General features: G+C 72.1%; 18 protein-coding genes. 5 read left to right on the forward strand and 13 right to left on the reverse strand.

Annotation, left to right across the window (positions count from 1 at the left end):
• Positions 1-138: 138 nt before the first annotated feature.
• From J7523_RS15945 to J7523_RS15970, 6 genes are all read right to left on the reverse strand, one after another.
• Positions 139-828 carry a TrmH family RNA methyltransferase gene (locus J7523_RS15945; RefSeq protein ID WP_291888742.1) on the reverse strand — a complete coding sequence of 230 codons (690 nt, stop codon included), beginning with the start codon at positions 826-828 and terminating at the stop codon, positions 139-141.
• Between the two features lie 68 nt (positions 829-896).
• Entirely contained in the window at positions 897-2,438 is a 1,542-nt protein-coding gene (locus tag J7523_RS15950; protein ID WP_291888745.1) for an alpha-N-arabinofuranosidase, read from the reverse strand.
• A 94-nt stretch (positions 2,439-2,532) separates the two neighbouring features.
• Complete coding sequence (locus tag J7523_RS15955) at positions 2,533-3,456, reverse strand: carbohydrate ABC transporter permease (protein WP_291888748.1); 924 nt, start codon at positions 3,454-3,456, stop codon at positions 2,533-2,535.
• Positions 3,453-4,400 carry a sugar ABC transporter permease gene (locus tag J7523_RS15960; RefSeq protein WP_291888751.1) on the reverse strand — a complete coding sequence of 316 codons (948 nt, stop codon included), beginning with the start codon at positions 4,398-4,400 and terminating at the stop codon, positions 3,453-3,455. Before J7523_RS15960 ends, J7523_RS15955 begins: the two co-directional genes overlap by 4 nt.
• A 31-nt stretch (positions 4,401-4,431) precedes the next feature.
• A complete protein-coding gene (locus J7523_RS15965) occupies positions 4,432-5,799 on the reverse strand; it encodes an extracellular solute-binding protein (protein WP_291888754.1) in 1,368 nt (455 codons plus the stop codon).
• Positions 5,800-6,023: 224 nt separating this feature from the next.
• Positions 6,024-7,049, reverse strand: a complete 1,026-nt coding sequence (locus J7523_RS15970; protein WP_291888757.1) for a LacI family DNA-binding transcriptional regulator — start codon at positions 7,047-7,049, stop codon at positions 6,024-6,026.
• Between the two features lie 171 nt (positions 7,050-7,220).
• Here J7523_RS15970 and J7523_RS15975 point away from each other — a divergent pair, with 171 nt between their 5' ends.
• Together J7523_RS15975 and J7523_RS15980 are read left to right on the forward strand one after the other, a co-directional pair.
• The gene (locus J7523_RS15975) at positions 7,221-8,003 is read left to right on the forward strand and encodes a VTT domain-containing protein (RefSeq protein WP_291888759.1); all 783 of its coding nucleotides are present in this window, start codon (positions 7,221-7,223) and stop codon (positions 8,001-8,003) included.
• Entirely contained in the window at positions 8,000-8,773 is a 774-nt protein-coding gene (locus J7523_RS15980; RefSeq protein ID WP_291888762.1) for an HAD-IIA family hydrolase, read from the forward strand. Before J7523_RS15975 ends, J7523_RS15980 begins: the two co-directional genes overlap by 4 nt.
• Positions 8,774-8,802: 29 nt before the next feature.
• On the opposite strand, the gene J7523_RS15985 is transcribed toward J7523_RS15980, so the two are convergent.
• From J7523_RS15985 to J7523_RS15995, 3 genes are all read right to left on the reverse strand, one after another.
• The gene (locus J7523_RS15985) at positions 8,803-9,345 is read right to left on the reverse strand and encodes a GNAT family N-acetyltransferase (protein WP_291888765.1); all 543 of its coding nucleotides are present in this window, start codon (positions 9,343-9,345) and stop codon (positions 8,803-8,805) included.
• A gap of 10 nt (positions 9,346-9,355) precedes the next feature.
• Positions 9,356-9,931, reverse strand: a complete 576-nt coding sequence (gene pyrE, locus J7523_RS15990) for an orotate phosphoribosyltransferase (RefSeq protein ID WP_291888768.1) — start codon at positions 9,929-9,931, stop codon at positions 9,356-9,358.
• A gap of 97 nt (positions 9,932-10,028) precedes the next feature.
• The gene (locus tag J7523_RS15995; RefSeq protein WP_291888770.1) at positions 10,029-10,805 is read right to left on the reverse strand and encodes an SDR family NAD(P)-dependent oxidoreductase; all 777 of its coding nucleotides are present in this window, start codon (positions 10,803-10,805) and stop codon (positions 10,029-10,031) included.
• 161 nt (positions 10,806-10,966) lie between these two features.
• Here J7523_RS15995 and recQ point away from each other — a divergent pair, with 161 nt between their 5' ends.
• The gene (recQ, locus tag J7523_RS16000) at positions 10,967-13,090 is read left to right on the forward strand and encodes a DNA helicase RecQ (RefSeq protein ID WP_291888773.1); all 2,124 of its coding nucleotides are present in this window, start codon (positions 10,967-10,969) and stop codon (positions 13,088-13,090) included.
• 76 nt (positions 13,091-13,166) lie between these two features.
• Here recQ and J7523_RS16005 read toward each other — a convergent pair whose 3' ends face one another.
• Complete coding sequence (locus J7523_RS16005; RefSeq protein WP_291888776.1) at positions 13,167-14,165, reverse strand: LacI family DNA-binding transcriptional regulator; 999 nt, start codon at positions 14,163-14,165, stop codon at positions 13,167-13,169.
• 150 nt (positions 14,166-14,315) lie between these two features.
• Here J7523_RS16005 and manD point away from each other — a divergent pair, with 150 nt between their 5' ends.
• Together manD and J7523_RS16015 are read left to right on the forward strand one after the other, a co-directional pair.
• Positions 14,316-15,740, forward strand: a complete 1,425-nt coding sequence (gene manD, locus J7523_RS16010; protein ID WP_291888778.1) for a D-mannonate dehydratase ManD — start codon at positions 14,316-14,318, stop codon at positions 15,738-15,740.
• Positions 15,741-15,799: 59 nt separating this feature from the next.
• Positions 15,800-17,788, forward strand: coding sequence for an alpha-glucuronidase (locus J7523_RS16015; RefSeq protein WP_291888781.1), 1,989 nt, complete (start codon positions 15,800-15,802; stop codon positions 17,786-17,788).
• Between the two features lie 54 nt (positions 17,789-17,842).
• Here the strand turns inward: J7523_RS16015 and J7523_RS16020 are convergent, their stop codons facing one another.
• The 3 genes from J7523_RS16020 to J7523_RS16030 all read right to left on the reverse strand — a co-directional run bounded on the left by J7523_RS16020 (position 17,843) and on the right by J7523_RS16030 (position 21,895).
• Entirely contained in the window at positions 17,843-18,523 is a 681-nt protein-coding gene (locus J7523_RS16020; RefSeq protein ID WP_291888782.1) for a glycosyl transferase, read from the reverse strand.
• 4 nt (positions 18,524-18,527) lie between these two features.
• The gene (locus tag J7523_RS16025) at positions 18,528-20,141 is read right to left on the reverse strand and encodes a xylan 1,4-beta-xylosidase (RefSeq protein ID WP_291888785.1); all 1,614 of its coding nucleotides are present in this window, start codon (positions 20,139-20,141) and stop codon (positions 18,528-18,530) included.
• A gap of 89 nt (positions 20,142-20,230) precedes the next feature.
• Positions 20,231-21,895, reverse strand: a complete 1,665-nt coding sequence (locus J7523_RS16030) for an extracellular solute-binding protein (protein ID WP_291888788.1) — start codon at positions 21,893-21,895, stop codon at positions 20,231-20,233.
• Between the last annotated feature and the right edge of the window lie 48 nt (positions 21,896-21,943).

The following is a 21,943-nucleotide window of genomic DNA, read 5'->3' on the forward strand; positions in this document are numbered from 1 at the left end:
ACAGCCGCAAGGCCTGCAACGTGATCTCCCCCGCCACCACCACCGCGGTCACCACCTACACCAACAACCTCGACACGACCGGCAAGGCGATCGTCGTCAAGAACGGCTGAACCGGCCGGGTGTCGGGCGGCCGCGCCGTCAGGCCTCGCCCACCGCGTGCTGCCCGATCCAGGCGTGCATCGCGATCGCGGCGGCGGCACCGGCGTTGATCGAGCGCGTCGACCCGAACTGGGCGATGTGCAGCACGTCGACGGCCGACGCGCGTGCGGCGTCGGACAGGCCGACGGACTCCTGGCCGAACAGCAGCACGCACGAGCGGGGCAGCGGGTAGCCCTCGAGCGGGACGGAGCCGGGGAGGTTGTCGACGCCCAGCACCGGGATCGCCGCGCCGTCCGGTCCGCCCGTGGCGGCCCAGGCGAGCAGGTCGTCGATCGTCGCGTGGTGGCGGACGTGCTGGTAGCGGTCCGTGACCATGGCGCCGCGGCGGTTCCAGCGGCGGCGGCCGACGATGTGCACCTCGGCGGCGGCGAACGCGTTGGCGGTGCGGACGACCGACCCGATGTTGAGGTCGTGCGCCCAGTTCTCGACGGCCACGTGGAACGGGTGCCGGCGGGTGTCGAGGTCGGCGACGATCGCCTCGACCGTCCAGTACCGGTACCGGTCGACCACGTTGCGGCGGTCGCCGTGGGCCAGGAGCTCCGGGTCGTAGCGGGGGTCGTCGGGCAGCGGACCCTGCCATGGGCCGACGCCGACCGCGTCGAGGTCGCGCGCCTGGTGCGTCGGCTCGTGCGGGCGTGCGTCGGGGGTGTCGTCGTGCTCGGAGGCCACGCGCGTCACCGTAGCCGCGCGGGCTGCGGTCGCGGTGCGTCCGTGGGCGAACCGGGTCGACCGACCCGTCAGGAGGCCGTGGCCTCCAGCTCGACGACCGCCCACGAGAGTGCGGGCAGACGCACGGTGACGGTGCTCCCGTCGACGGTGACGCCGTCGAGAGCGCGAAGCCCGACGGTGTCCGGCCGGTCCTCGGTGTTGGACGAGAACCGGTCGCCGCCGTCGGGCGTGTCGAGGACCTCGGCCCGGGTGACCCGGCCGGCGGTCCAGCCGCGCAGGTCGACGGTCACGGTGGCGTCGTCGTCGAGGCCGCGGTGCGCGAGGAACAGCGCGACGCGGCCGTGCTCCTGCGACCACGTGGCCGACACGTCGACGAGGTCGACGTCGCCGAACCGCGACGTGTCGTAGCGGTCGGACCGCACGACGGCCCGCAGGATCTCGCCGCGCGCGAGCTCGGCGGTCCGGGCGAACGGCCAGAAGATCGACTGCCGCCACGCCGGGCCGCCCTCCTCGGAGCGGATCGGTGCGATGACGTTGACGAGCTGCGCCTGGTTGGCGATCTTCACGCGGTCGCCGTGCCGCAGCAGCGAGTTGAGCAGGGTCCCGACGACGACGGCGTCGGTGACGTTGTACTCGTCCTCGATGATCCGCGGGTGCTCGCGCCAGATGTTGGCCCGTTCGATGACGTGCGGCTGGTCCTCGGTGTCCTTGCCGGTCTGGTACCAGACGTTCCACTCGTCGAACGAGAGGTGGATGCGCTTGGTGTGCTTGCCGGCGGCCCGGACGGCGTCGGCGGTGGCGACGACGGACTCGATGAAGTGGTCCATGTCGACGGCGGACGCGAGGAACGACGCGTGGTCGCCGTCGTGCTCCTGGTAGTAGGCGTGCAGGGACACGTAGTCGACCTGGTCATAGGTGTGCCGCAGCACGGTCTGCTCCCAGGACCCGAACGTCGGCATCTGCGAGCCCGACGAGCCGCACGCGACGAGCTCGATGGTCGGGTCGACGAGCCGCATGGCCTTCGCGGCCTCGACGGCGAGGCGCCCGTACTCGTCGGCCGTCTTGGCGCCCATCTGCCACGGGCCGTCCATCTCGTTGCCGAGGCACCACAGCTTGATGTCGAACGGCTCGTCGTGCCCGTTCTTGCGGCGCAGGTCGGACAGCTCGGTGCCGCCGGGGTGGTTGGCGTACTCGACGAGCGCACGGGCCTCGTCGACGCCGCGCGTGCCGAGGTTGACGGCCTCCATGACCTCGACGCCGGCCACGCGCGACCAGTCCATGAACTCGTGCAGCCCGAAGGCGTTGGACTCGACCGTGTGCCACGCGCCGTCGAGCCGGCGCGGCCGCTCGGACCGCGGTCCGACGCCGTCCTCCCACCGGTACCCGGAGACGAAGTTGCCGCCGGGGTACCGGATGACGGTGGGGCCCAGCTCGCGGACGAGGTCGAGCACGTCGGTGCGGAACCCCCGGTCGTCCGCGGCGGCGTGCCCGGGCTCGTAGATGCCGGTGTAGACGCACCGACCCATGTGCTCGACGAACGAGCCGAAGATCCGGCGCGGTACCTCACCGGCGGTGAAGTCACGGTCGAGCGTCACGTGTGCGGTGGTCATGAGACTGAGGCTCCTCAGGTCGGGAGGTGGAACGGGTCGAGCCCGGGGCGAACTTATCGGCTGAAGAAATCGTGGTCCGGGATCTTCGGCCTGCTCACTGACCGCCGAAGCCGGTCGTGGAGAACCCGCGGATGATCTGCCGCTGGAAGAACAGGAAGACCACGATGAGCGGCAGCGCCGCGAGCACCGCGGACGCCATCGTCTGGGCGTACTGCAGGCCGTAGGCGCTCTTCACGGTCTGCAGGCCGACGGGCAGGGTCATCAGCGACGCGTCGCTGGTGATGATGAACGGCCACAGGAAGTTGTTCCACGCCAGGACGAAGACGAAGATCCCGACGGCGGCGAGGATCGGCCGGGACAGCGGCAGCACGACCGACCAGAACACCCGCACCCGACCGGCGCCGTCGATGCGGGCCGCGTCCTCGAGCTCGACGGGCACCTGCTGGAAGAACTTCATGAGCACGAACACCATGGCGGGGTGCACGAGCTGGGGCAGGATGATCGCCCAGTAGGTGTCCACGAGGTTGAGGTTCAGCATCTCGTAGAACAGCGGCACGATCAGCACGGGCGGCGGCACGATGATCGACGCGACGATCAGCAGGAACAGCCACCGCCGGCCCCGGAAGTCGATCCGCGCGAGGGCGTAGGCCGCGAGCGACGACACGACGAGCGTGATGGCCGTGATCGCCGTGGCGGTGACGAGGCTGTTCCACGTCCACAGCGGGATGTTCCCCTCCCGCAGCACGCTCGTGTAGGCGTCGGTGGTGAACCCGTCGGACGGCAGCCAGGAGACGGGGGTCGCGGCGGCCGAGGTCTCCGACTTGAACGACGTGACGACCGCCCACAGGAACGGGAGCAGCCAGGCGACGGCCATGACGACCAGAGCGAGGATCGCCACGATGCGGCCGACGCTCCAGAAGCGTTCACCGGTCCGCAGATTCGCGGCCCGCGCGAAGTAGCCCCGCGTGTAGCCGGGCCGGTAGGCGGCGTTGGGCTGGGGCGCGACGCTCGTGGTCATGACTGGCTCCTCCGCGTGAACTGGAACTGCACCAGCGACACGACGACGAGGACCGCGAAGAAGATGTAGGCGATCGACGACGCGTAGCCGAACCGGTACCCCGTGAACCCGGTCTCGAAGATGTACTGCACGACGGGTCGCGTGACGCCGCCGGGACCACCCTGGGTCATGACGTAGATCTGGTCGAACACCTTGAGCGACGCGAGGACCTGCAGGATCACGATGAGCACGGTCGTCGGGCCGAGCTGCGGGATCGTGATCGACCAGATCTGGCGCCACCGGCCCGCGCCGTCGAGCGCGGAGGCCTCGTACTGCTGCTCGGGGATGTTCTGCAGGGCCGTCAGGTAGAGCAGGAAGTTGAACCCGACCGTCCACCACAGGGTCTCGACGACGACGGCGATCATGGCCCAGGTCGGGTCCTGCAACCAGGCCTGCCCCTCGATGCCGACGGCGCCGAGCAGGTAGTTCACGAGGCCGAGCTGCGGGTTGTACATCCAGATCCAGAACTGCGCGGCGACGGTCGACGCCATGAGGAACGGCATGAAGAACGACAGCCGCCACAGCCACTGGCCGGGCAGCCCCTGGAACACGAGCAGGGCCATGACCAGGGCGACGAGCACGAGCGGGATCGTCGACAGCAGCGTGAACCAGGCGGTGTTGAGCATCGACCGCCACATGATCGGGTCCTTGAGGGCCTCGACGTAGTTGTCGAACCCGAGGAAGGCACCGCCGGCGCCCGTGATGCTCTCGCCGGTGAAGCTGAGGTAGAAGCCGTGGATCAGGGGCCACAGCAGGAACATCGCGAAGACGATGACGAACGGTGCGACGAACAGCCAGCCGACCTGCGTGTTGCGGGACCGTTGCGTGCGGGTGCGGGGCTGGTCGGACGCCGACGTGCGGGCGCGGGTGGCGCCGGCGCCGACGTCGAGGGCTGCAGAGGACACGATCGGACTCCTTCGTCGATCGGGGTGACGGTCAGACCGGGTTGGGCTTGGCGAGCTGCACGTTCACCCGACGGACGAAGGCGGCGAAGCCCTTGGCGGCGTCGTCGCCCTGCAGGTAGACGTTCTGCACGGTCTCCAGGAAGTAGTTCTGGAAGTCGCTGCCGGACCCGGTGAACCACGCCTCCGGGTCGTAGTTGAGGATCTCGGCGGCCGGCGCGTAGTGCGCCTGCGGCAGGAGCGCCTGGTACTCCGGGCTCTGGATGACGGGCTGGAACGCCGGGATGTGACCGGCCTCGGCCCAGTCGAGCGACTGGTGCAGCAGGTCGCTCACGAACTGGTACGTGGCCTTGCGCGTGACCGGGTCCGGGCTGGACTGGTGCGGCAGCGTGAACGCGTGCGAGTCGGCGTACGCCGCGGGCGTGCCGTACAGCGTCGGGATGGGCTGGGCGTCGAACGGGATGCCGGCCTTCTTGGCCGTCGGGAGCTCCCAGACGCCCGTGAGGAACATGCCGCTCTCCCCCGACATGAACTCGGACACCGCGGTGCCGTAGTCGCCGTTCGGGGTGCAGATCGTGCCGTCGAGCAGCTGCTGGATGAACTGGAGCGACTCGACCGCCGCGTCCTCGTCGACCTTCGCGACGGTGCCCGAGAGGTCGAAGTCGGCGCCGTGCTGCTTGTACAGCGTGTAGAACAGCCGCCACATCTGGGCGCCGTCGCCCAGGTACCCGTACGACAGGCCGTGCTTGCCGGTGACGCCCTGCATCGCGCGGGCGACCTCGAGGAACTGGTCGGGACTGCTGATCGGCGCGAGCTGCCCGTCGGGCCCCAGCACGCCGGCCTTCGACGCGACGTCGGTGTTGTACATGAGGATGAACGGGTGCGAGTCGAGCGCGAGGGAGTACTGCGTCCCGTTCAGGCCGCCCTTCGCCCACACGCGGTCGAGGAAGTCGGCCTTCGCGACGTCGACCTCGGCCAGCATGTCGAGGTCCCACGGGTCGAGCAGGCCGCCCGGGGCGTAGCCGGCGACGCGTGAGGCGTGCATGATCGCGACGTCGGGCGCCCGTCCGCCGACGCTCGCCATCGCGAGCTTCGTGTAGTACGGCGCACCCCACGCGAGCACGGTCTGGGTGGCGTGGTAGCCGTCGTGCTCGCCGTTGACCTTCCCGACGAGGTTGGCCATGTTGATGCCGTCGCCGCCGCTGAGCAGGTGCCAGAAGCTGAGCTCGGGGACGCCCGACGCGGACGCGCTGGAGGGCGCGCAGCCGGCGAGGCTGCCCAGCACGGCACCCCCTCCGAGGGCGGCGAGCGAGCCGAGCAGCATCTGCCGGCGGCTGAGCTCCACGTTCGCGGCGCGGGCGACCAGGTCCTGGGGACCGGGTGGTGCGTGGTGCGTTCTCATGCCGTCACTCCTTCGTGAGACACACGCGGTTACATCGTTGTACCCCGAGAAGGGATCGAGCGCTCCCGGAGGCCGTGAGGCCTGGAGTGCTCGACGTGACCGATCATTACATCGTTGGAACGGGTGGGCAAGAGGCGAATTCCGGGAGAGAACGGACGGCGGTGGGCGCCCTGGCCCGGCCCTCGCGCGGGACGGGTCGCCGTGCCGCGCGGACCCCGGCGCGGTCAGGCCTCGACGGCCGCGGTGCTCTCCCGCGCGACCACGTGGTGCGGCACCATGACGCGCCGCGGCGCGCGCCCCGGCTCGGCGATCCGCTCGGCGAGCAGCTCCAGCGTCGTCACCACGAGCTGCCGCAGGTCGAAGGCGACAGTCGTGAGCGGCGGCACGGCGTAGCGGCTGGCCACGACGTCGTCGAACCCGGCCACGGCGATATCGTCGGGCACCCGCAGGCCCCGCTTCCAGAGCACGCTGACCGCACCGACCGCCATCGAGTCGGTGAAGCAGAAGAACGCGTCGGGCGGCTCGTGCGCGTCGAGGAACGCGCGGACGCCGTCGACCGCGGCCTCGGTGGTCCACCGCGGCACGGTGATCTCCAGCGACGGGTCGAGCGGCACACCGGCCGCCTCGAGCGCCTGGCGGTACCCCTCGGTGCGCTGCCGGGCCGCCGCGGTCTCGATCGCTCCCGGCGCACCGACGACCGCGATCCGCCGTCGCCCGGTCGCGAGCAGGTGCTCCGTCATGTGCCGGGCACCCAGCACGCTGTCGACGCCCACCTGGTCGGTGCGTCCTTGGACGACCTCGCCGATGAGGACGGTCGGCGGCAGCGGCCCGCGCGCGAGGCCCACCTCGTCGTTGATGACGGAGTCCTCGAGCGACACCGGGTTGAGCACCAGCCCGTCGACGAGCTGCGACCGGGCGCGCGACAGCAGGTCACGCTCACGACGCGGCTCGGCGGCCGTCTCCTCGATCTGCACGCCCCAGCCGCGCGCATGCCCCTCCTCGACGAAGTGGTGCGCGAGCTCGGCCGAGTACGCGGTCGACAGGTCGGGCAGCGCGAGCGCGATCAGCCCGTACCGGCCGTTGCGCAGGCCGCGCGCGCCGAGGTTCGGCACGTAGTCGAGCTCGGCGAGGGCCTCCTCGACGCGGGCGCGCGTCTCGGGCCGCACGAACACCGTGCCGTTGATGACGTTCGAGACGGTCTTCGGGGACACCCCGGCGCGCGCCGCCACGTCCTTCACGGTGGACCGCACCGCACCTCCTGCCACGAACCCGCCAACGAACCGGCACCGGCCGACGTTCCTGCGCACACGGACGGCCCATTCTCCACGCCGCCCGCCGCGCACCCCCGACCCACAGGCCGCGCACACCCTGGTCACACGCTCGCACGTGTCGGCCACAGACCGCACCGTAGGCTGGACCGCATGCTCACGACGACGGCCCTCGCGGCCGCCCTGCCCGCCGTCCACGCGGGCGCGCCCGTGCACACGCTCATGCCCGACTTCCTCGACGCGCAGCACCTCATCGACTCGTTCGGGACGGCCGCGCTCGTCGGCATCCTCGCGGTGATCTTCGTCGAGGTCGGGCTGCTGTTCCCGATCCTGCCGGGCGACTCGATGCTGTTCACGGCCGGGGCGCTCGTCGCGCAGGACTCGCTGGACATCCCGATCGGCATCTGGCCGCTGTCGCTGCTGCTGATCGTCACGGCGTTCGCGGGCACGCAGTGCGGCTACTGGATCGGCCGGACCCTCGGCCCGAAGGTCTTCAACAAGCCGGACTCGCGGTTCTTCAAGCAGAAGTACATCGACCAGACGTACGCCTACTTCGACCGTTACGGCGGCCGGACGCTGATCGTCGCGCAGTTCATCCCGTTCGTGCGCACGTACGCGTCGGTCGCCGCCGGCGTCGGGCGGATGCCGTACAAGCACTTCGTGAAGTTCAACCTCATCGGCGTCGTCCTGTGGGCGGGCGGCGTCACGTGGCTCGGCTACGGGCTCGGGAACATCACGTTCATCAAGGAGAACATCGAGGCGCTCCTCGTCCTCGTCGTCTTCGCGTCCGTCCTGCCGGTGCTCGTCGAGCTGTGGCGCAAGCGCCGCAAGGAACGCGCTGCGGCCGCTGCCGGGGTTCCGGTCACGGAGCGCGACGAGCGGTACGACGAGCAGGCCGAGCGCGACGCCGTCGAGCGCAAGGCGTTCGGCGCGTGACCCGCGAGATCCGCTCCTGGCTGTCCGACATGGACGGTGTCCTCGTCCACGAGGGCACCGCGCTGCCCGGCGCCGCCGACTTCGTCCGCGCGCTGCGGGACGCCGAGCGGCCGTTCCTCATCCTCACGAACAACTCGATCTTCACCCCGCGCGACCTGCGGGCACGCCTGTCGATGTCGGGAATCGACGTGCCCGAGGGCGCCATCTGGACCTCGGCGCTCGCGACCGCGCAGTTCCTCACCGACCAGATGCCCGGCGGGTCCGCGTATGTCATCGGCGAGGCGGGCCTGACGACCGCCCTGTACGAGGCCGGGTACACGCTCACCGCCGCGGAGCCCGACTTCGTCGTCCTCGGTGAGACCCGCACGTACTCGTTCGAGGCCATCACGCAGGCCATCCGGCTCATCCAGGGCGGTGCGCGGTTCATCGCCACCAACCCGGACGTCACCGGCCCGAGCGCCGAGGGCGACCTGCCGGCCACCGGTGCCGTCGCCGCGATGATCCAGGCGGCGACCCGGCGGCAGCCGTACTTCGTCGGCAAGCCCAACCCGATGATGATCCGGTCCGCGCTCAACCGCATCGACGCGCACTCCGAGACCACCGTGATGGTCGGCGACCGGATGGACACCGACGTCGTCGCCGGGATCGAGGCCGGTCTGCGGACGTTCCTCGTGCTCACCGGGTCGACGAAGGAGTCGGACGTCGCCCGGTTCCCGTTCCGGCCGAACGAGATCGTCCCGTCGATCCAGGACCTCGTCGACCGGGTCTGAGTCCCTGGCGCGCGCCTGGCGCGCGAGCGTCAGGCGGCGAGCCGCAGCGTCCGCACGCCGGGCGCGGGGTCGGTGATGAGCCGCGCGTGCGTCTCGACGTCGTACCGCTCGGCGCCGTACCGCAGCTTCGCCCGCTCGACGCCCTCCGCCGCGAAGCCGGCACGGGTCGCGACCGCACAGGACGCGGGGTTGTTCACGCGGTGCCCGAGCTCCAGACGGAACAGCCCGAGCTCGTCGTGCGCCCAGCGCGCGACCGTCGCCAGGCCGCGCGTCGCGAGTCCCTGCCCGCGGGCGCTGGCCGTCAGCCAGTAGAACGTCCACGCCGTCTCGTGCACGTGCTCCACGCTGCCCACGCCCACGTTGCCGACCACGGTGCCGTCGACGACGACCGCGAAGTGGTGCTGCGACGGCGAGGAGACCGCGAGCTCACCCTCGATGAGCTCGCCGCACGCCCGGAGGTCACCCAGCTCGGCACCGCCGAGCTGCCGCGCGAGGTCGGGGCTCTCGAGGACGGCGGCGTGCAGCGCACCTGCGTCCGCCGTCGTCCACCGCCGCAGGTGGGGACTCGTCATGCTGCGACCGTCAGGCGAGACCGAGGTCCGTGAGGCTGAACAGGAAGTGGTACGGGACGCCGAGCGCCTCGATCTTCTCCTGCGCACCCGTCGCACGGTCCACGATCACCGCGACACCGACCACCTCGGCGCCCGCCTCACGGGCAGCCTCGACGGCCGTGATCGGCGACCCGCCGGTGGTCGAGGTGTCCTCGACGACGACGACCTTGCGACCCGCGATGTCCGGCCCCTCGATGCGGCGCTGCATGCCGTGCGCCTTCGCCTCCTTGCGGACGACGAACGCGTCGAGGTCCTGCCCGCGCGACGCGGCGGCGTGCAGGAGCGACGTCGCGACGGGGTCGGCGCCGAGCGTGAGGCCGCCGACGGCGTCGATCTCGGCGGTGCCCAGACCGACCTCCTCGAGCCGGTCGAGCAGCAGGTGGCCGATGAGCGGGGCCGCCCGGTGGTGCAGCGTCGCGCGGCGCAGGTCGACGTAGTAGTCGGCCTCGAGGCCCGACGAGAGCGTGACCTTGCCGTGCACGACCGCGAGGTCCTTGATGAGTGCGAGGAGCTGCTCGCGGGGCGTCGGGGAGAGGTCCTGAGTCACGGCCGACAGGTTACCGGCCGCGGCGCCGTGCCCGTCCCGCGCTCACCGTCCTCGCACGTCCTGCGCACACGCCCGTCCGGCCGCGCCAGGCGCACGGTCACTGCGCGTCGGCCTCCAGAGCCTTGCGGTACCGGCCGACCGCACGGATCGCGGACCGCGGCGACAGGCGCACGACCCCCGAGAGGAGCTGGTAGCGCAGGCTCGGCGTCGAGATCACGGCGCCCCGGCGGACGTCCGCGAGCGCCGTCGAGACGACGTCCTCGGCGTTGAGCCACGCGATCTCGGGGTAGGCGCTGACGTCGATGCGCCCGCGCTCGTGGAACTCGGTGTGCACGAACCCGGGGCAGAGCGCGGTCGCGGTGACGCCGGTGCCGCGCAGCTCGACGGCGAGGCCCTCGGTGAACGAGCGGACCCACGCCTTGTGCGCGGAGTACGTGCCGGACGCGAGGAGCGCGGCGACGGACGCGACATTGAGGATCGCTCCCCTGCCACGCTCGACCATCGCACCCGCCGCGGCGTGGGACAGGACGAGCACCGTCCGCACCATGACCTCGAGCGCCTCCTCCTCGCGGGCGAGGTCGCCCTCGACGAAGCGCTGGTTGAGGCCCAGCCCGGCGTTGTTGACGAGCAGGCCGACGGGGTTCTCGGCGCTGCGCAGTCGCTCGGCGACGCGCTCCACGTCGGCGCGGTCCGCGAGGTCGGCGACGAGCACCTCCGCGCGGACGCCGGCGGCAGCGCGGAGCTGGTCGGCGAGGCGCGTGAGCCGTTCCTCGTTGCGGGCCACGAGGACGACGTCGTGCCGTGCCGTGGCGAGCTGCCAGGCGAACTCCAGTCCGAGGCCGGCGCTGGCGCCGGTGACGAGTGCGGTTCCCATGCCGTCACCCTACGGACCGCGGGCGGGAGGTGGCACGAGTTGGGGCGCGCGGTCGGTCGCGGTGTCCGGCGAACCGCCCACAGGCACTGCGCGGCGCCGGCGCGCACCCCGGGCCTCCTCGGGTGGGCGTGGGTGTCGGCTCGCCCTCGTAGGGTGGGCGCGTGCCTTCCCGACCGTCCGACGAGCCCGCGTACGCCGCCGTCGACGACCTGCCGTTCGCGGCGTACGACGAGCCGCCGCTCGACGAGCCGCCCTACGACCCCGCGTACGACGACGTCCCGCCCGACCTCGTCGACCCGTGGTCGTCGGGACCGCCCCGGGGCGCCGGGAGCGGCTCGCGTGCGGCGGCCACCCCGCCGAGGCCGTCGCGCTCGGTGGCTGCCGGGCACGGCCTGCCGGCGCGTGAGGCACCGTCCCGTCCGGCCGCGACCCTGGTCGTCGACGGGCCGCCGCCGTCGGCGCTCGAGGTCCTGCGCCGGGTGTGGGGCTACGACGAGTTCCGCGGTGACCAGGCCGAGATCATCGAGACGGTCGTGGGCGGCGGCGACGCGCTCGTCCTCATGCCCACCGGTGGCGGCAAGTCGCTCTGCTACCAGGTGCCCGCGCTGGTCCGGCCGGGCACGGGTGTGGTCATCTCCCCGCTCATCGCGCTCATGCAGGACCAGGTCGACGCGCTGTCGGCCCTGGGCGTGCGCGCGGGGTTCCTCAACTCGACGCAGCAGCCGCACGAGCGCCGGGCCGTCGAGCAGGCGTACCTGGCGGGCGAGCTCGACCTGCTCTACCTGGCACCCGAACGCCTCCGCGTGCGCGAGACCGTCGAGCTGCTGGACCAGGGGCACGTCGCGCTGTTCGCGATCGACGAGGCGCACTGCGTGTCGCAGTGGGGGCACGACTTCCGGCCCGACTACCTGCAGCTGTCGATGCTGCACGAGCGGTGGCCCGAGGTGCCGCGCATCGCGCTCACCGCCACGGCGACCGAGGCCACGCACGCCGAGATCGCCGAGCGGCTGCAGCTGCGCGAGGCCCGGCACTTCGTCGCGAGCTTCGACCGGCCCAACATCCAGTACCGGATCGCCCCCAAGGACAACCCGCGCGCGCAGCTGCTGCACCTGCTGCGCACCGAGCACCCGGGCGACTCGGGGATCGTCTACTGCCTCTCGCGCGCGTCCGTCGAGCAGACCGCCGCGTACCTCGTCGACCAGGGCATCCCGGCGCTGCCCTACCACGCGGGTCTCGACCGGCAGGTCCGGGCGCGCAACCAGGCACGGTTCCTGCGCGAGGACGGCGTGGTGATGGTCGCGACCATCGCGTTCGGCATGGGCATCGACAAGCCCGACGTGCGGTTCGTCGCGCACCTCGACCTGCCGAAGTCCGTCGAGGGGTACTACCAGGAGACCGGTCGCGCAGGCCGGGACGGGCTGGCGTCGACCGCATGGCTCGCGTACGGGCTGGCCGACGTGGTGCAGCAGCGCCGCATGATCGACACGTCCGAGGGCGACGCCGCGCACCGGCGCCGGTTGACGCAGCACCTCGACGCGATGCTGGCGCTGTGCGAGACGGTGTCCTGCCGCCGGGTGCAGCTGCTCAACTACTTCGGGCAGAGCGGCGCCGAGCCGTGCGGCAACTGCGACACGTGCCTGAGCCCACCGGAGTCGTGGGACGGGACCGTTCCCGCGCAGAAGCTGCTGTCGACCGTCGTGCGGCTTGAGCAGCGGGGTCAGCGGTACGGCGTCGGGCACCTCGTCGACATCCTGCGCGGCAAGTCGACCCCGCGTGTGCAGCAGCTCGGCCACGAGTCGCTGTCGACGTTCGGCGTGGGGACCGACCTGTCCGACGGCGAGTGGCGGGGCGTCGTCCGGCAGCTGCTCGCGGCCGAGCTCCTGGGTGTCGACACCGACGGCTACGGCACCCTGCGGCTCGCACCCGCGAGCGCCGAGGTGCTCCGCGGCGAGCGCGAGGTCCGGCTGCGGCGGGAGGTCGAGAAGGCGCCCCGGTCGCGGGGGTCGCGCGACGAGCGCGGCGGTCGGCGGGCTGCGGCGGCGGACCTCGACGGTCCCGACGCCGAGCTGTTCGAGCGGCTGCGCGCCTGGCGCGCCGGTGCCGCACGCGAGCAGGGCGTGCCCGCGTACGTGGTGTTCCACGACGCGACGCTGCGGGCCGTCGTCGAGCGCCGACCCACGTCGCTGCAGGAGCTCGGGACGATCAGCGGCGTCGGCGCGGCCAAGCTCGACCGGTACGGGGCCGGCCTGCTGGCCGCGCTGGAGGGCGGCGACGACACCGCCTGAACGGTCGGGCGCACGTCGGTCCGGATCGTTCCGGTGTCGTCGGCCGGCGCGCAGGCCGCACCGCCTGACCTCGTCCTCAGCGCGGTGTCGCGGGGCCGGTCGAGTCGCGGACGACGAGGTGCGTCGGGAGCTCGTCGTAGGCGCCGGCCGGTCCGGGTGAGCGGCGGTCGATCGTGGCGAGCAGCAGGTCGGCGGCGCGGTGACCGGCCCGTTCGAGCGGGGCGGAGACGGTGGTGAGGGCGGGCCGGACGAGGTCGGCGCCGAACACGTCGTCGCAGCCGACGACGCTCATCTGCCCGGGAACGTCGACGCCGCGCGCCCCGAACCGTTCGAGCATGCCGAATGCGAGCAGGTCGTTGAACGCGAGCACGCCGGTCGCCCCGGACTGCCAGGCGGCGTCGGCGGCCGCAGCGCCGGCCTCGCGCTGGGGTGCGTAGGGGCCGAGGACGACGACCTCGACGCGCAGGCGGCGGGCGGCGGCGCGCAGGGCGTTGCGCCGGCGGCCGTCGGACCACGAGGTGCGCGGTCCCCCCGCGTACGCGATGCGCTCGTGGCCCAGGGACGCGAGGTGCTCGAGGGCCTGCACGGCACCACCGGGGGTGTCGATGACGACGCCGGCGCCGTTGACGGGCCGGTTCAGCGTGACGAGCGGGAGCGCCGACGACCAGGCGACGAGCCACTCGTCGCCGAGCCGGGGGGCGGCGAGCACCGCGCCGTCCGCGCTGGTCCGGAGCATGCGCAGGGCACGCTCCTCGGCCTGCACGGACTCTTCGGTGTCGACGAGCACGTGCGTGTAGCCGGCCGCGCGCAGGGCGGCCTGGGTGCCGCGGACGATGCCGAAGAAGAACGGGTTGCTGACGTCGGGGACGACGAGCGCGACGGTGCCGGTCTTGCCGGAGCTGAGCGCCCGTCCGGACGCACCGACGGTGTACCCGAGGGCGGCGGCGGCCTCGCGGACGCGGACCGCGGTCTCCTCGTTGATGCGGCCCGGCCGCGAGAGGGCGCGGGAGGCCGTGGAGATGGCGACGCCGCTCGCGGCGGCGACGTCGCGCAGGGTCGGCGGCTTGTCGGTCACCGGGTCATGGTGGCGCTCGGTCCGCCGCTTGGCAATGTCTGGCAAACGATTGCCACCCGCCGGGTGACGACCGTAGGCTCGCCGAGGCGCGTGCACCCCCGTCGAGGGCGACGGACCGGTGACGCGCGCGGATCAGGAGACTCCACCGCCATGACGCAGCCTGACCACTCGACGCCGAACACCGCCGACCCCGCTCCGGGCGCGCCCTCCGCCGCCGACCCTGCGCCGGGTGCGCCCTCCGCCGCCGCCCAGGCGTCCCGCACAGCCCCGGACGCCACGCTCGACGCCGTCCACCCCGACGCGCCGGCCGACCCGGTCGCCGTCACCCGCGGCCCCGCACGATCCGGCAGCGCGATCCGGTCCGCCGAGGTGCTGGTCACGAGCCCGGACCGGAACTTCGTCACGCTGCGGATCACCACCGAGGACGGCGTCGTCGGCCTCGGTGACGCGACGCTCAACGGCCGCGAGCTGTCGGTGGCGAGCTACCTGTACGACCACGTCGTGCCGCTGCTCCTCGGCCGCGACGCGCACCGCATCGAGGACACGTGGCAGTTCCTGTACCGCAGCGCCTACTGGCGGCGCGGGCCGGTGACGATGGCCGCGATCGCCGCGGTCGACGTCGCCCTGTGGGACATCAAGGCGAAGGTCGCGGGCCTGCCGCTGTACCAGCTGCTCGGCGGGGCGAGCCGCACAGGGATCATGGCGTACGGCCACGCGAGCGGCCGCGACCTGCCCGAGCTGTTCGACTCGATCCGCCACCACCAGGAGCTCGGCTTCCGGTCCATCCGCGTGCAGACGTCGGTGCCCGGCATCGACGCCGTCTACGGGGTCGCGGCGCAGCGGAGCACGAGCGGGCGTTACGACTACGAACCCGCGCAGCGCGCACCCCTGCCCGCGGAGGAGGACTGGGACACCCGCGCGTACCTCCGGCACATCCCGACGGTCTTCGAGGCGGTCCGGAACGAGTTCGGGCCCGAGCTGCCGCTGCTGCACGACGGCCACCACCGCATGACGCCGATCCAGGCCGCCCGGCTCGGCAAGGACCTGGAGCCGTACGACCTGTTCTGGCTCGAGGACTGCACGCCCGCGGAGAACCAGGACGCCCTGCGCCTCGTCCGGCAGCACACCACGACACCGCTCGCGATCGGCGAGGTGTTCAACACCGTCTGGGACTACCAGACGATCATCCGCGAGCAGCTCATCGACTACGTGCGGTCCGCCGTCACGCACACCGGCGGCATCACGGCGCTGCGCCGGATCCTCGACTTCGCCGCGCAGTACCAGATCAAGTCCGGCATCCACGGGCCGACCGACATCTCCCCCGTCGGCATGGCCGCGGCGCTGCACCTGGACCTCGCGATCCACAACTTCGGCATCCAGGAGTACATGCAGCACGGCTCCCGGACCGACGAGGTGTTCCGGCAGACGTTCACGTTCGACGACGGCTACCTGCACCCCGGCGAGGTCCCCGGCCTGGGGGTCGAGTACGACGACGCCGCGGCCGGTCGCTACCCGTACCAGCCGGCATACCTGCCGTTCAACCGCCTCAAGGACGGCACGGTCCACGACTGGTGAGCGGGCCGCAGCGCCACACGGAAGACCACCCCCGACGCCACGACGAGGACGACCACCGCATGACGAGCACCCCGGCCGACGTCCATCCCGCCTGGCTGCCGAGCGCCGCGTGGCGCGCGGTCGGCGTGCGGCGCGTGCACGTCCGGGGCGACGGGCCGCTCGTCGCGACCGCGCGCGACGAGGTCCGCGCCGCGACCGCCGCGCACGGCGGAACCGTCGTGGACGACCCCGCGGCAGCCGACCTGCTGCTGACCGTCGACCCGGCAGTCGAGGGCGACGAGGCCTTCGTCGTCGGGCGCCGCGACCGCGTCACGTCGGTGCGCGCGGCCGGCGGCGCCGCGCTGCTGCACGGCCTGCACCACGTGGTGCGCCAGGGCGACGACGCGTTGGGCTCCGACCGTGCGGACGAGCGGCACGCGCCCGTGCAGCCGGTCCGGATGCTCGACCACTGGGACAACATGACCGTGCACCCGGTGATGGGCCAGGTCGAGCGCGGGTACGCGGGCGGGTCGATCTTCTACGCGGACGGGCGCGTGCGCGACGACCTGACGCGCGTCGAGCAGTACGCGCGCCTGCTCGGGTCCGTCGGCATCAACGCCGTCGGGCTGAACAACGTCAACGTGCACGTGACCGAGGCGCGCCTGCTCACCGACCACCTCGACGGGGTCGTCCGGCTCGCGGGGGCGTTCCGGCCGCACGGCATCCGCGTGTACCTGTCCGTGAGCTTCGCTGCGCCCATGACGGTCGGCGGCCTGCCGGCGTCCGACCCCCTCGACCCCGACGTGCAGGCCTGGTGGGCCGACGCCGTCGCGCGCGTCTACGCGGCGGTCCCCGACTTCGGCGGGTTCGTCGTCAAGGCCGACTCCGAGGGTCAGCCGGGACCGTTCGCGTACGGCCGGGACCACGCCGACGGCGCGAACCTGCTGGCCCGCGCCCTCAAGCCGTTCGGCGGGACGGTGTTCTGGCGGGCGTTCGTCTACGACCACCACCAGGACTGGCGGGACCGCTCGACGGACCGCGCCCGCGCCGCGCACGACCACTTCGCGCCGCTCGACGGCCGGTTCGACGACAACGTCGTCCTGCAGGTGAAGTACGGCCCGATGGACTTCCAGACGCGCGAGCCCGTCTCCCCCGTGATCGCCGCGATGGCGCGGACCCGGCTCGCCGTCGAGCTGCAGGTCACCCAGGAGTACACCGGGCAGCAGCGGCACGCCGTATGGCTGGGGCCGCAATGGTCGGAGATCCTGCGGTTCCGGCTGTGGGGCGACACCGGACCGACGGTCGCGGACGTCGCGGCGGGCTCCGCCGACGCGCCCGCCGGTGGGGTCGTCGCGGTGTCCAACGTCGGGGACGACGAGTTCTGGACCGGCCACCCGCTCGCCCAGGCCAACCTCTACACGTTCGCCCGCCTCGCGTGGGACCCGTCGGCGGACCCGGTCGCGCTGCTCGACGAGTGGATCGGTCTGACGTTCCCCGACGCGCCGCCGTCGGTCGGCGACACGGTCCACGGCATCCTCGACGGCTCGTGGCGCACCTACGAGGACTACACCGCGCCGCTCGGCGTCGGCTTCATGGTCCGCCCGGGCCACCACTACGGCCCGGACGTCGACGGCTACGAGTACACCCCGTGGGGCACGTACCACTTCGCCGACCGCGACGGCATCGGCGTCGACCGCACGCGCGCGACGGGCACCGGCTTCACCGGTCAGTACCCCGCGCCGTGGCGCGACGTCTACGAGGACGTCACGACGTGCCCCGACGACCTGCTGCTGTTCTTCCACCACGTGCCCTGGTCGCACGAGCTGCACAGCGGGGTGTCCGTCGCGCAGCACGTGTACGACACGCACTGGGCAGGCGCGGCTCGCACCGAGGTCAACGCGGCGGCGTGGGAGCGGCTGGCCGGCCAGGTGCCCGCCGACCTGCACGCACGCGTGACCGAACGGCTCGCCGAGCAGGTGCGCGGCGCGCACGAGTGGCGCGACCAGCTCTGCACGTACGTCTACCGGCACAGCGGCATCCCGGACGCCCGGGGACGCCGGATCTACTGATCGGAGCGCCGCGCGGACGCGCTGCCCATCGGGCGGGCGGCGCGACGGGCGGTGCTACGCGGTGAACTTCTCCGTCGCGTCCGCGATGACCGGACCGGCGTTGCGGACGAGCAGCAGCACCAGGACCGACAGCAGGAGCAGCAGCAGCCAGTCGGTGGCGAGCACGGCGATGCCGACCCCGATCACGACCAGTGCGACGACCCCGAGGCCTGGCCCGGGCTTCGCGGCGAGGTAGTAGGCGGCGAGCCGGGCGACGTCGCGGGTGCGGAACGAGAACACCGACGACAGCACGAGCGCGTTGCCGGCCCAGGCCAGCACGGCCACGCAAAGCAGCACGGCGACCAGCGCGAACGGGCCTCCGCCGGCGGCGTTGATGCCGAGCACGGCGAGCAGGACGAGCGTCGGCACCCACCACAGCAGCACGTCGCGCCAGTTGAGGCGGTACCCGCGCAGGTAGTGGCGTGCGGGTGCGAGGTCACGGTCGCCCGACGGCGTCGCCGTCCACTGCCGCCACGCGAACACGGCTCCGGCGAGCGACGGCCCGAGCGGCACGGCCGCGAGCGCGAAGAACGGCGCGTTGCCCGGGGACCGGTCCAGCACGAGCAGGAGCACGAGGCCCGGCAGCGACGTGAGGACGACGAGCCCCTCGATCACGAGCGCCCAGTAGACGACCGCCGACCACCGGGACAGCGGGCCCCGGCCGACCTCGGAGAAGCGTTCGGCGTCGCGGCTCATCCGCTCACCATGCCGTGCCGCCGGTCACGAGTCGCGCGGCCCGGCCCCGGCCGGGCGGGTCGGCGACGAGCCGGTCGTCGGACGCGCCGAGCAGGCGACGGTCGTCGAGCCCGTCGTGCTGCTCGGGTCGCACCGGCCGGACCTCCACGAACGTGACCTCGTGCTGTGCGAGCTCGAGGTCGAGCTGCACGCGGCCGTCGACCACGGGCAGGGCCGCGTGGGACGTCGCGGGCCGGGCCAGGTCGCGCAGCAGGTCCACGTCCCGCTCGGTCGGGGACGCGGGCCGGCCGAGCTCGCGCCACGCGGCGAACGCGTTGCCGTCCTGCTCGTTGACGCGCTCCCGGACGACGAACGCGGTGCGGTCGTCGGTCGCGCCCGGCACCGAGCCGGCGAGGACCGGGAGCGAGAGGCGCACCGTGTGCCGCTCCTCGGCGGCAGGCGCGTCCGTCCCACCGACGGGCTGCCACGCGAGCACCGTCACGCGCCCGTCGTCGTCCGAGCAGACGAGGTGGTCCGTGCCCCGGGCGAGCACGTGCCGGCCCATCCGCGCCATGAACGCGTACAGGTGGTACGTCGGCTTGGGCACCTGCCGGTGCGTGAGCAGGCCGAAGCCGCCGTGGAACAGCGACGTCGGCACGCCGATCTCCTCGAACACGTCGGCGAACGTCCAGTACGAGAACGAGTCGACGAGGTCGCCGCCGCCCGCGAGCACGGGCGAGAGGTAGGCGGCGTTGTAGGCGGTGTCGTGGATCGGGTTGTCGGGCCGGTAGGACGAGTTGAACTCGGTGATGTGGACGGGCAGGCCCGCGAGCGCGGTGCCCGCCAGGTGCCGGCGGGGTGCGTCGAACTGGTCGAGCAGCGCCTGCGGGGCGTCGAGCGTCTGGTAGGTAGCGAACGGCACGGTCTGCGCGGGTCCGGACGTGTACGCGTGCCGGCTGACGAAGTCGATCGGCACGTCGCGGCTCGTCACGAACTCGGCGAACGGCGCCCACCACTCGTCGGACCCGGGCGAGATCGCCGGACCGCCGACCTGCAGCGACGCGTCGACGTCCTTGATCGCCCGGGCCGTCGCCTCGTACAGGCGCAGGTACTCGGCCTGGTCGGCGCCCTGCCAGAAGATGTCGAGGTTCGGCTCGTTCCACACCTCGATCGGCCAGGTCCGGACCTCCTCGATCCCGTACCGGTCGACCAGGTGCCGCACGAGCGCGACCACCAGCTCCGTCCACGACTCGTACGACGTCGGGGGCGTGACGTTGCCGTTCCACCAGAACACCGTCTGCGAGCCCGACGCGAGCTCCGACGGCATGAACCCGAGCTCGACGAACGGCCGGATGCCGAGTCCGAGGAACGCGTCGTGCACCTGGTCGACGTACGAGAAGCCGTACCGCACGCGCCGCTCGCCGTCGTGGTCGTAGGGCCGGTACACACCCATGTCGTCCGACAGCAGGCCGTGCCCGCGGATGTACCGGAACCCGATGTCGCGCTGCACCGTCGCGAGCGACTCGCGGTAGTCGGCGCGCAGCGCGAGGTTGAGGCGGCCGGTGCCGACGCAGGTGCGCCAGGCGTCCGGCAGCGGGCCGAGCGGTTCGGCGGGGACGACGACGGGGGCGGGGGTCATGACGGCTCCAGGAGGGGGGACGGCGGCAGCCGGCCCCGCGCGGGAGGAAATGGGGTGCGCGGGGCCGGCCGTCAGGGGGCGGGGTCAGCTCACTTGGCCGCCAGCGCCTGGTTGTACGTGTCGACGTACTGATCCACGTTCAGGCCCTTGAGCTCGGTCTGCCACTTGTCCCAGTCGGACATGGGGCGCTGGCCCAGGATGAACGCGGCCGTGTTCTGCGTGACCGAGTCGTTGAGCGCGGCCTGCAGCAGCGTGATCTGCTCCTGCTGCATCTCGTCGAGCGGAGCCGACGGCGGGAGCGGGAGCTCCTTCTTGTCCGACATCGCGCTCACGAACGCGTTCGTCGCGTCGGTGTTGAGGTCCTGGATGAGCTCGTTCGTCGAGCCGTTCGCGAGCATCCACACGCCGTTGCTGAAGCCGAAGTCGGCGTTGAGCTTCTTGGTACCGGCCGGGTTCACGCCGTTCCAGTCGACGTCGGCCGCGAGCGCCCGCTTGTCGCCGTCCTTCGTGAACGTGGTCCCCTCGACGCCGTACTTGGCGAACTCGAGGCCGCTGTCCGAGTAGTACAGCCAGTCGACGAACTGCAGGAGGGCGAGGAAGTTCGGCTGCTCGGCCGCCTTCGACGAGATCATGAAGCCCGACACCGTGCGGCCGCCCGAGGCGACGTTGTCACCCGCCGGGCCCTCGGGGACGCGGATGAGGTGCACCTTCGCCGTGGTGTTGCCCGCGTCGGTGAACGTCTTCGCGTACCCCGTGATCTCCTGCGTGTTGCCGGAGATCGCGAGCGACTGGCCGCTCGCGAACTTCTGCTTGGCGGTGTCGTCGTCCTGCGTGAGCGACTCGGGGTCGAGCAGGCCGTCCTTCACGAGCGACGCGAAGTACGAGACGAGCTCCTTGTAGCCGTCAGTAGACGCGGCGTACTCGTACTTCTTGGAGTCCTGGTCGTACCAGAGGCCGTTGCCGAAGCCCCAGCCGGCGACGGTGCCGAAGTTCGGGGCCGCGACCTGCAACACCGCGCCGAGGGGGCTGTTGTTCGTCGTGGACCAGCGGTCCGACATCGGCCACACGTCGGGGTTGGCGGCCTTGAGCTTCTTCAGGTCCGCCTTGAGGTCGTCCCACGTCTCGGGGTCCTCGGTGATGCCGGCCTTCTCCCACGCGTCCTGCCGGATCGCGATCGAGTACTGCGGCTGCGGCGACTCGTACAGGCCCGGGAGCATGTAGTACTTGCCGTCGGCCTGCTTGAGGTTGTCGATCGCCGGCTGCAGGTCCCAGTCCTTCACGCGGGCCTGGAAGTTCGGCATGTACTTCGCGTAGTCGCTGATGGGCAGCAGCGTCCCACCGGAGACGAACTGCGTCTCCTGGCCCGGGTACGTGACGGGGATGAGCTCCGGCGCGTCACCGGCGCTGATGATGAGCGACTTCTTCGCGTCCCAGTCGGACAGCGGCGCGCTCGTCAGGTCGAAGCTGACCTTCGCCTTGTCCTTGAGGGTGCTGAGGAACAGCCAGTCCTGCTTGAGCGGGTAGTTCGGGTGGTCGCGGTACAGCACGCTGAACGTCACCGGCTCCGTCGCGACGAAGTCCGTGCCGACCGTGAAGTCCTTCATGGCACCGACGCTCTGCGCGGCGGGGATGCCGGACTCCGAGGCGGACGGCTCGGACGTCGCGTCGTCGTTCGACGAGCAGGCCGCCGTGAGCGTGAGCGCGAGCACCGCGACCGACGCGGCCGCACCCATGCGCGTTCTTGCTGACCTCATGATTCTCCTTGGAAGGTGGAACTCCGTCGTCCTGCACCGGAGGAAAGG

Origin of the sequence: Cellulomonas sp. (assembly GCF_017744555.1) — a bacterium.
Lineage (GTDB): Bacteria > Actinomycetota > Actinomycetes > Actinomycetales > Cellulomonadaceae > Cellulomonas.

Excerpts from the sequence above, each read along its gene's own strand:
- J7523_RS16030 (WP_291888788.1), bottom strand. The coding sequence starts at position 21,895 with ATGAGGTCAGCAAGAACGCGCATGGGTGCGGCCGCGTCGGTCGCGGTG.
- J7523_RS15985 (WP_291888765.1), bottom strand. The coding sequence starts at position 9,345 with ATGACGAGTCCCCACCTGCGGCGGTGGACGACGGCGGACGCAGGTGCG.
- J7523_RS15995 (WP_291888770.1), bottom strand. The coding sequence starts at position 10,805 with ATGGGAACCGCACTCGTCACCGGCGCCAGCGCCGGCCTCGGACTGGAG.
- J7523_RS16020 (WP_291888782.1), bottom strand. The coding sequence starts at position 18,523 with ATGAGCCGCGACGCCGAACGCTTCTCCGAGGTCGGCCGGGGCCCGCTG.
- manD (WP_291888778.1), top strand. The coding sequence starts at position 14,316 with ATGACGCAGCCTGACCACTCGACGCCGAACACCGCCGACCCCGCTCCG.
- J7523_RS15965 (WP_291888754.1), bottom strand. The coding sequence starts at position 5,799 with ATGAGAACGCACCACGCACCACCCGGTCCCCAGGACCTGGTCGCCCGC.
- J7523_RS15950 (WP_291888745.1), bottom strand. The coding sequence starts at position 2,438 with ATGACCACCGCACACGTGACGCTCGACCGTGACTTCACCGCCGGTGAG.
- J7523_RS16025 (WP_291888785.1), bottom strand. The coding sequence starts at position 20,141 with ATGACCCCCGCCCCCGTCGTCGTCCCCGCCGAACCGCTCGGCCCGCTG.
- J7523_RS16015 (WP_291888781.1), top strand. The coding sequence starts at position 15,800 with ATGACGAGCACCCCGGCCGACGTCCATCCCGCCTGGCTGCCGAGCGCC.
- J7523_RS15955 (WP_291888748.1), bottom strand. The coding sequence starts at position 3,456 with ATGACCACGAGCGTCGCGCCCCAGCCCAACGCCGCCTACCGGCCCGGC.
- J7523_RS15975 (WP_291888759.1), top strand. The coding sequence starts at position 7,221 with ATGCTCACGACGACGGCCCTCGCGGCCGCCCTGCCCGCCGTCCACGCG.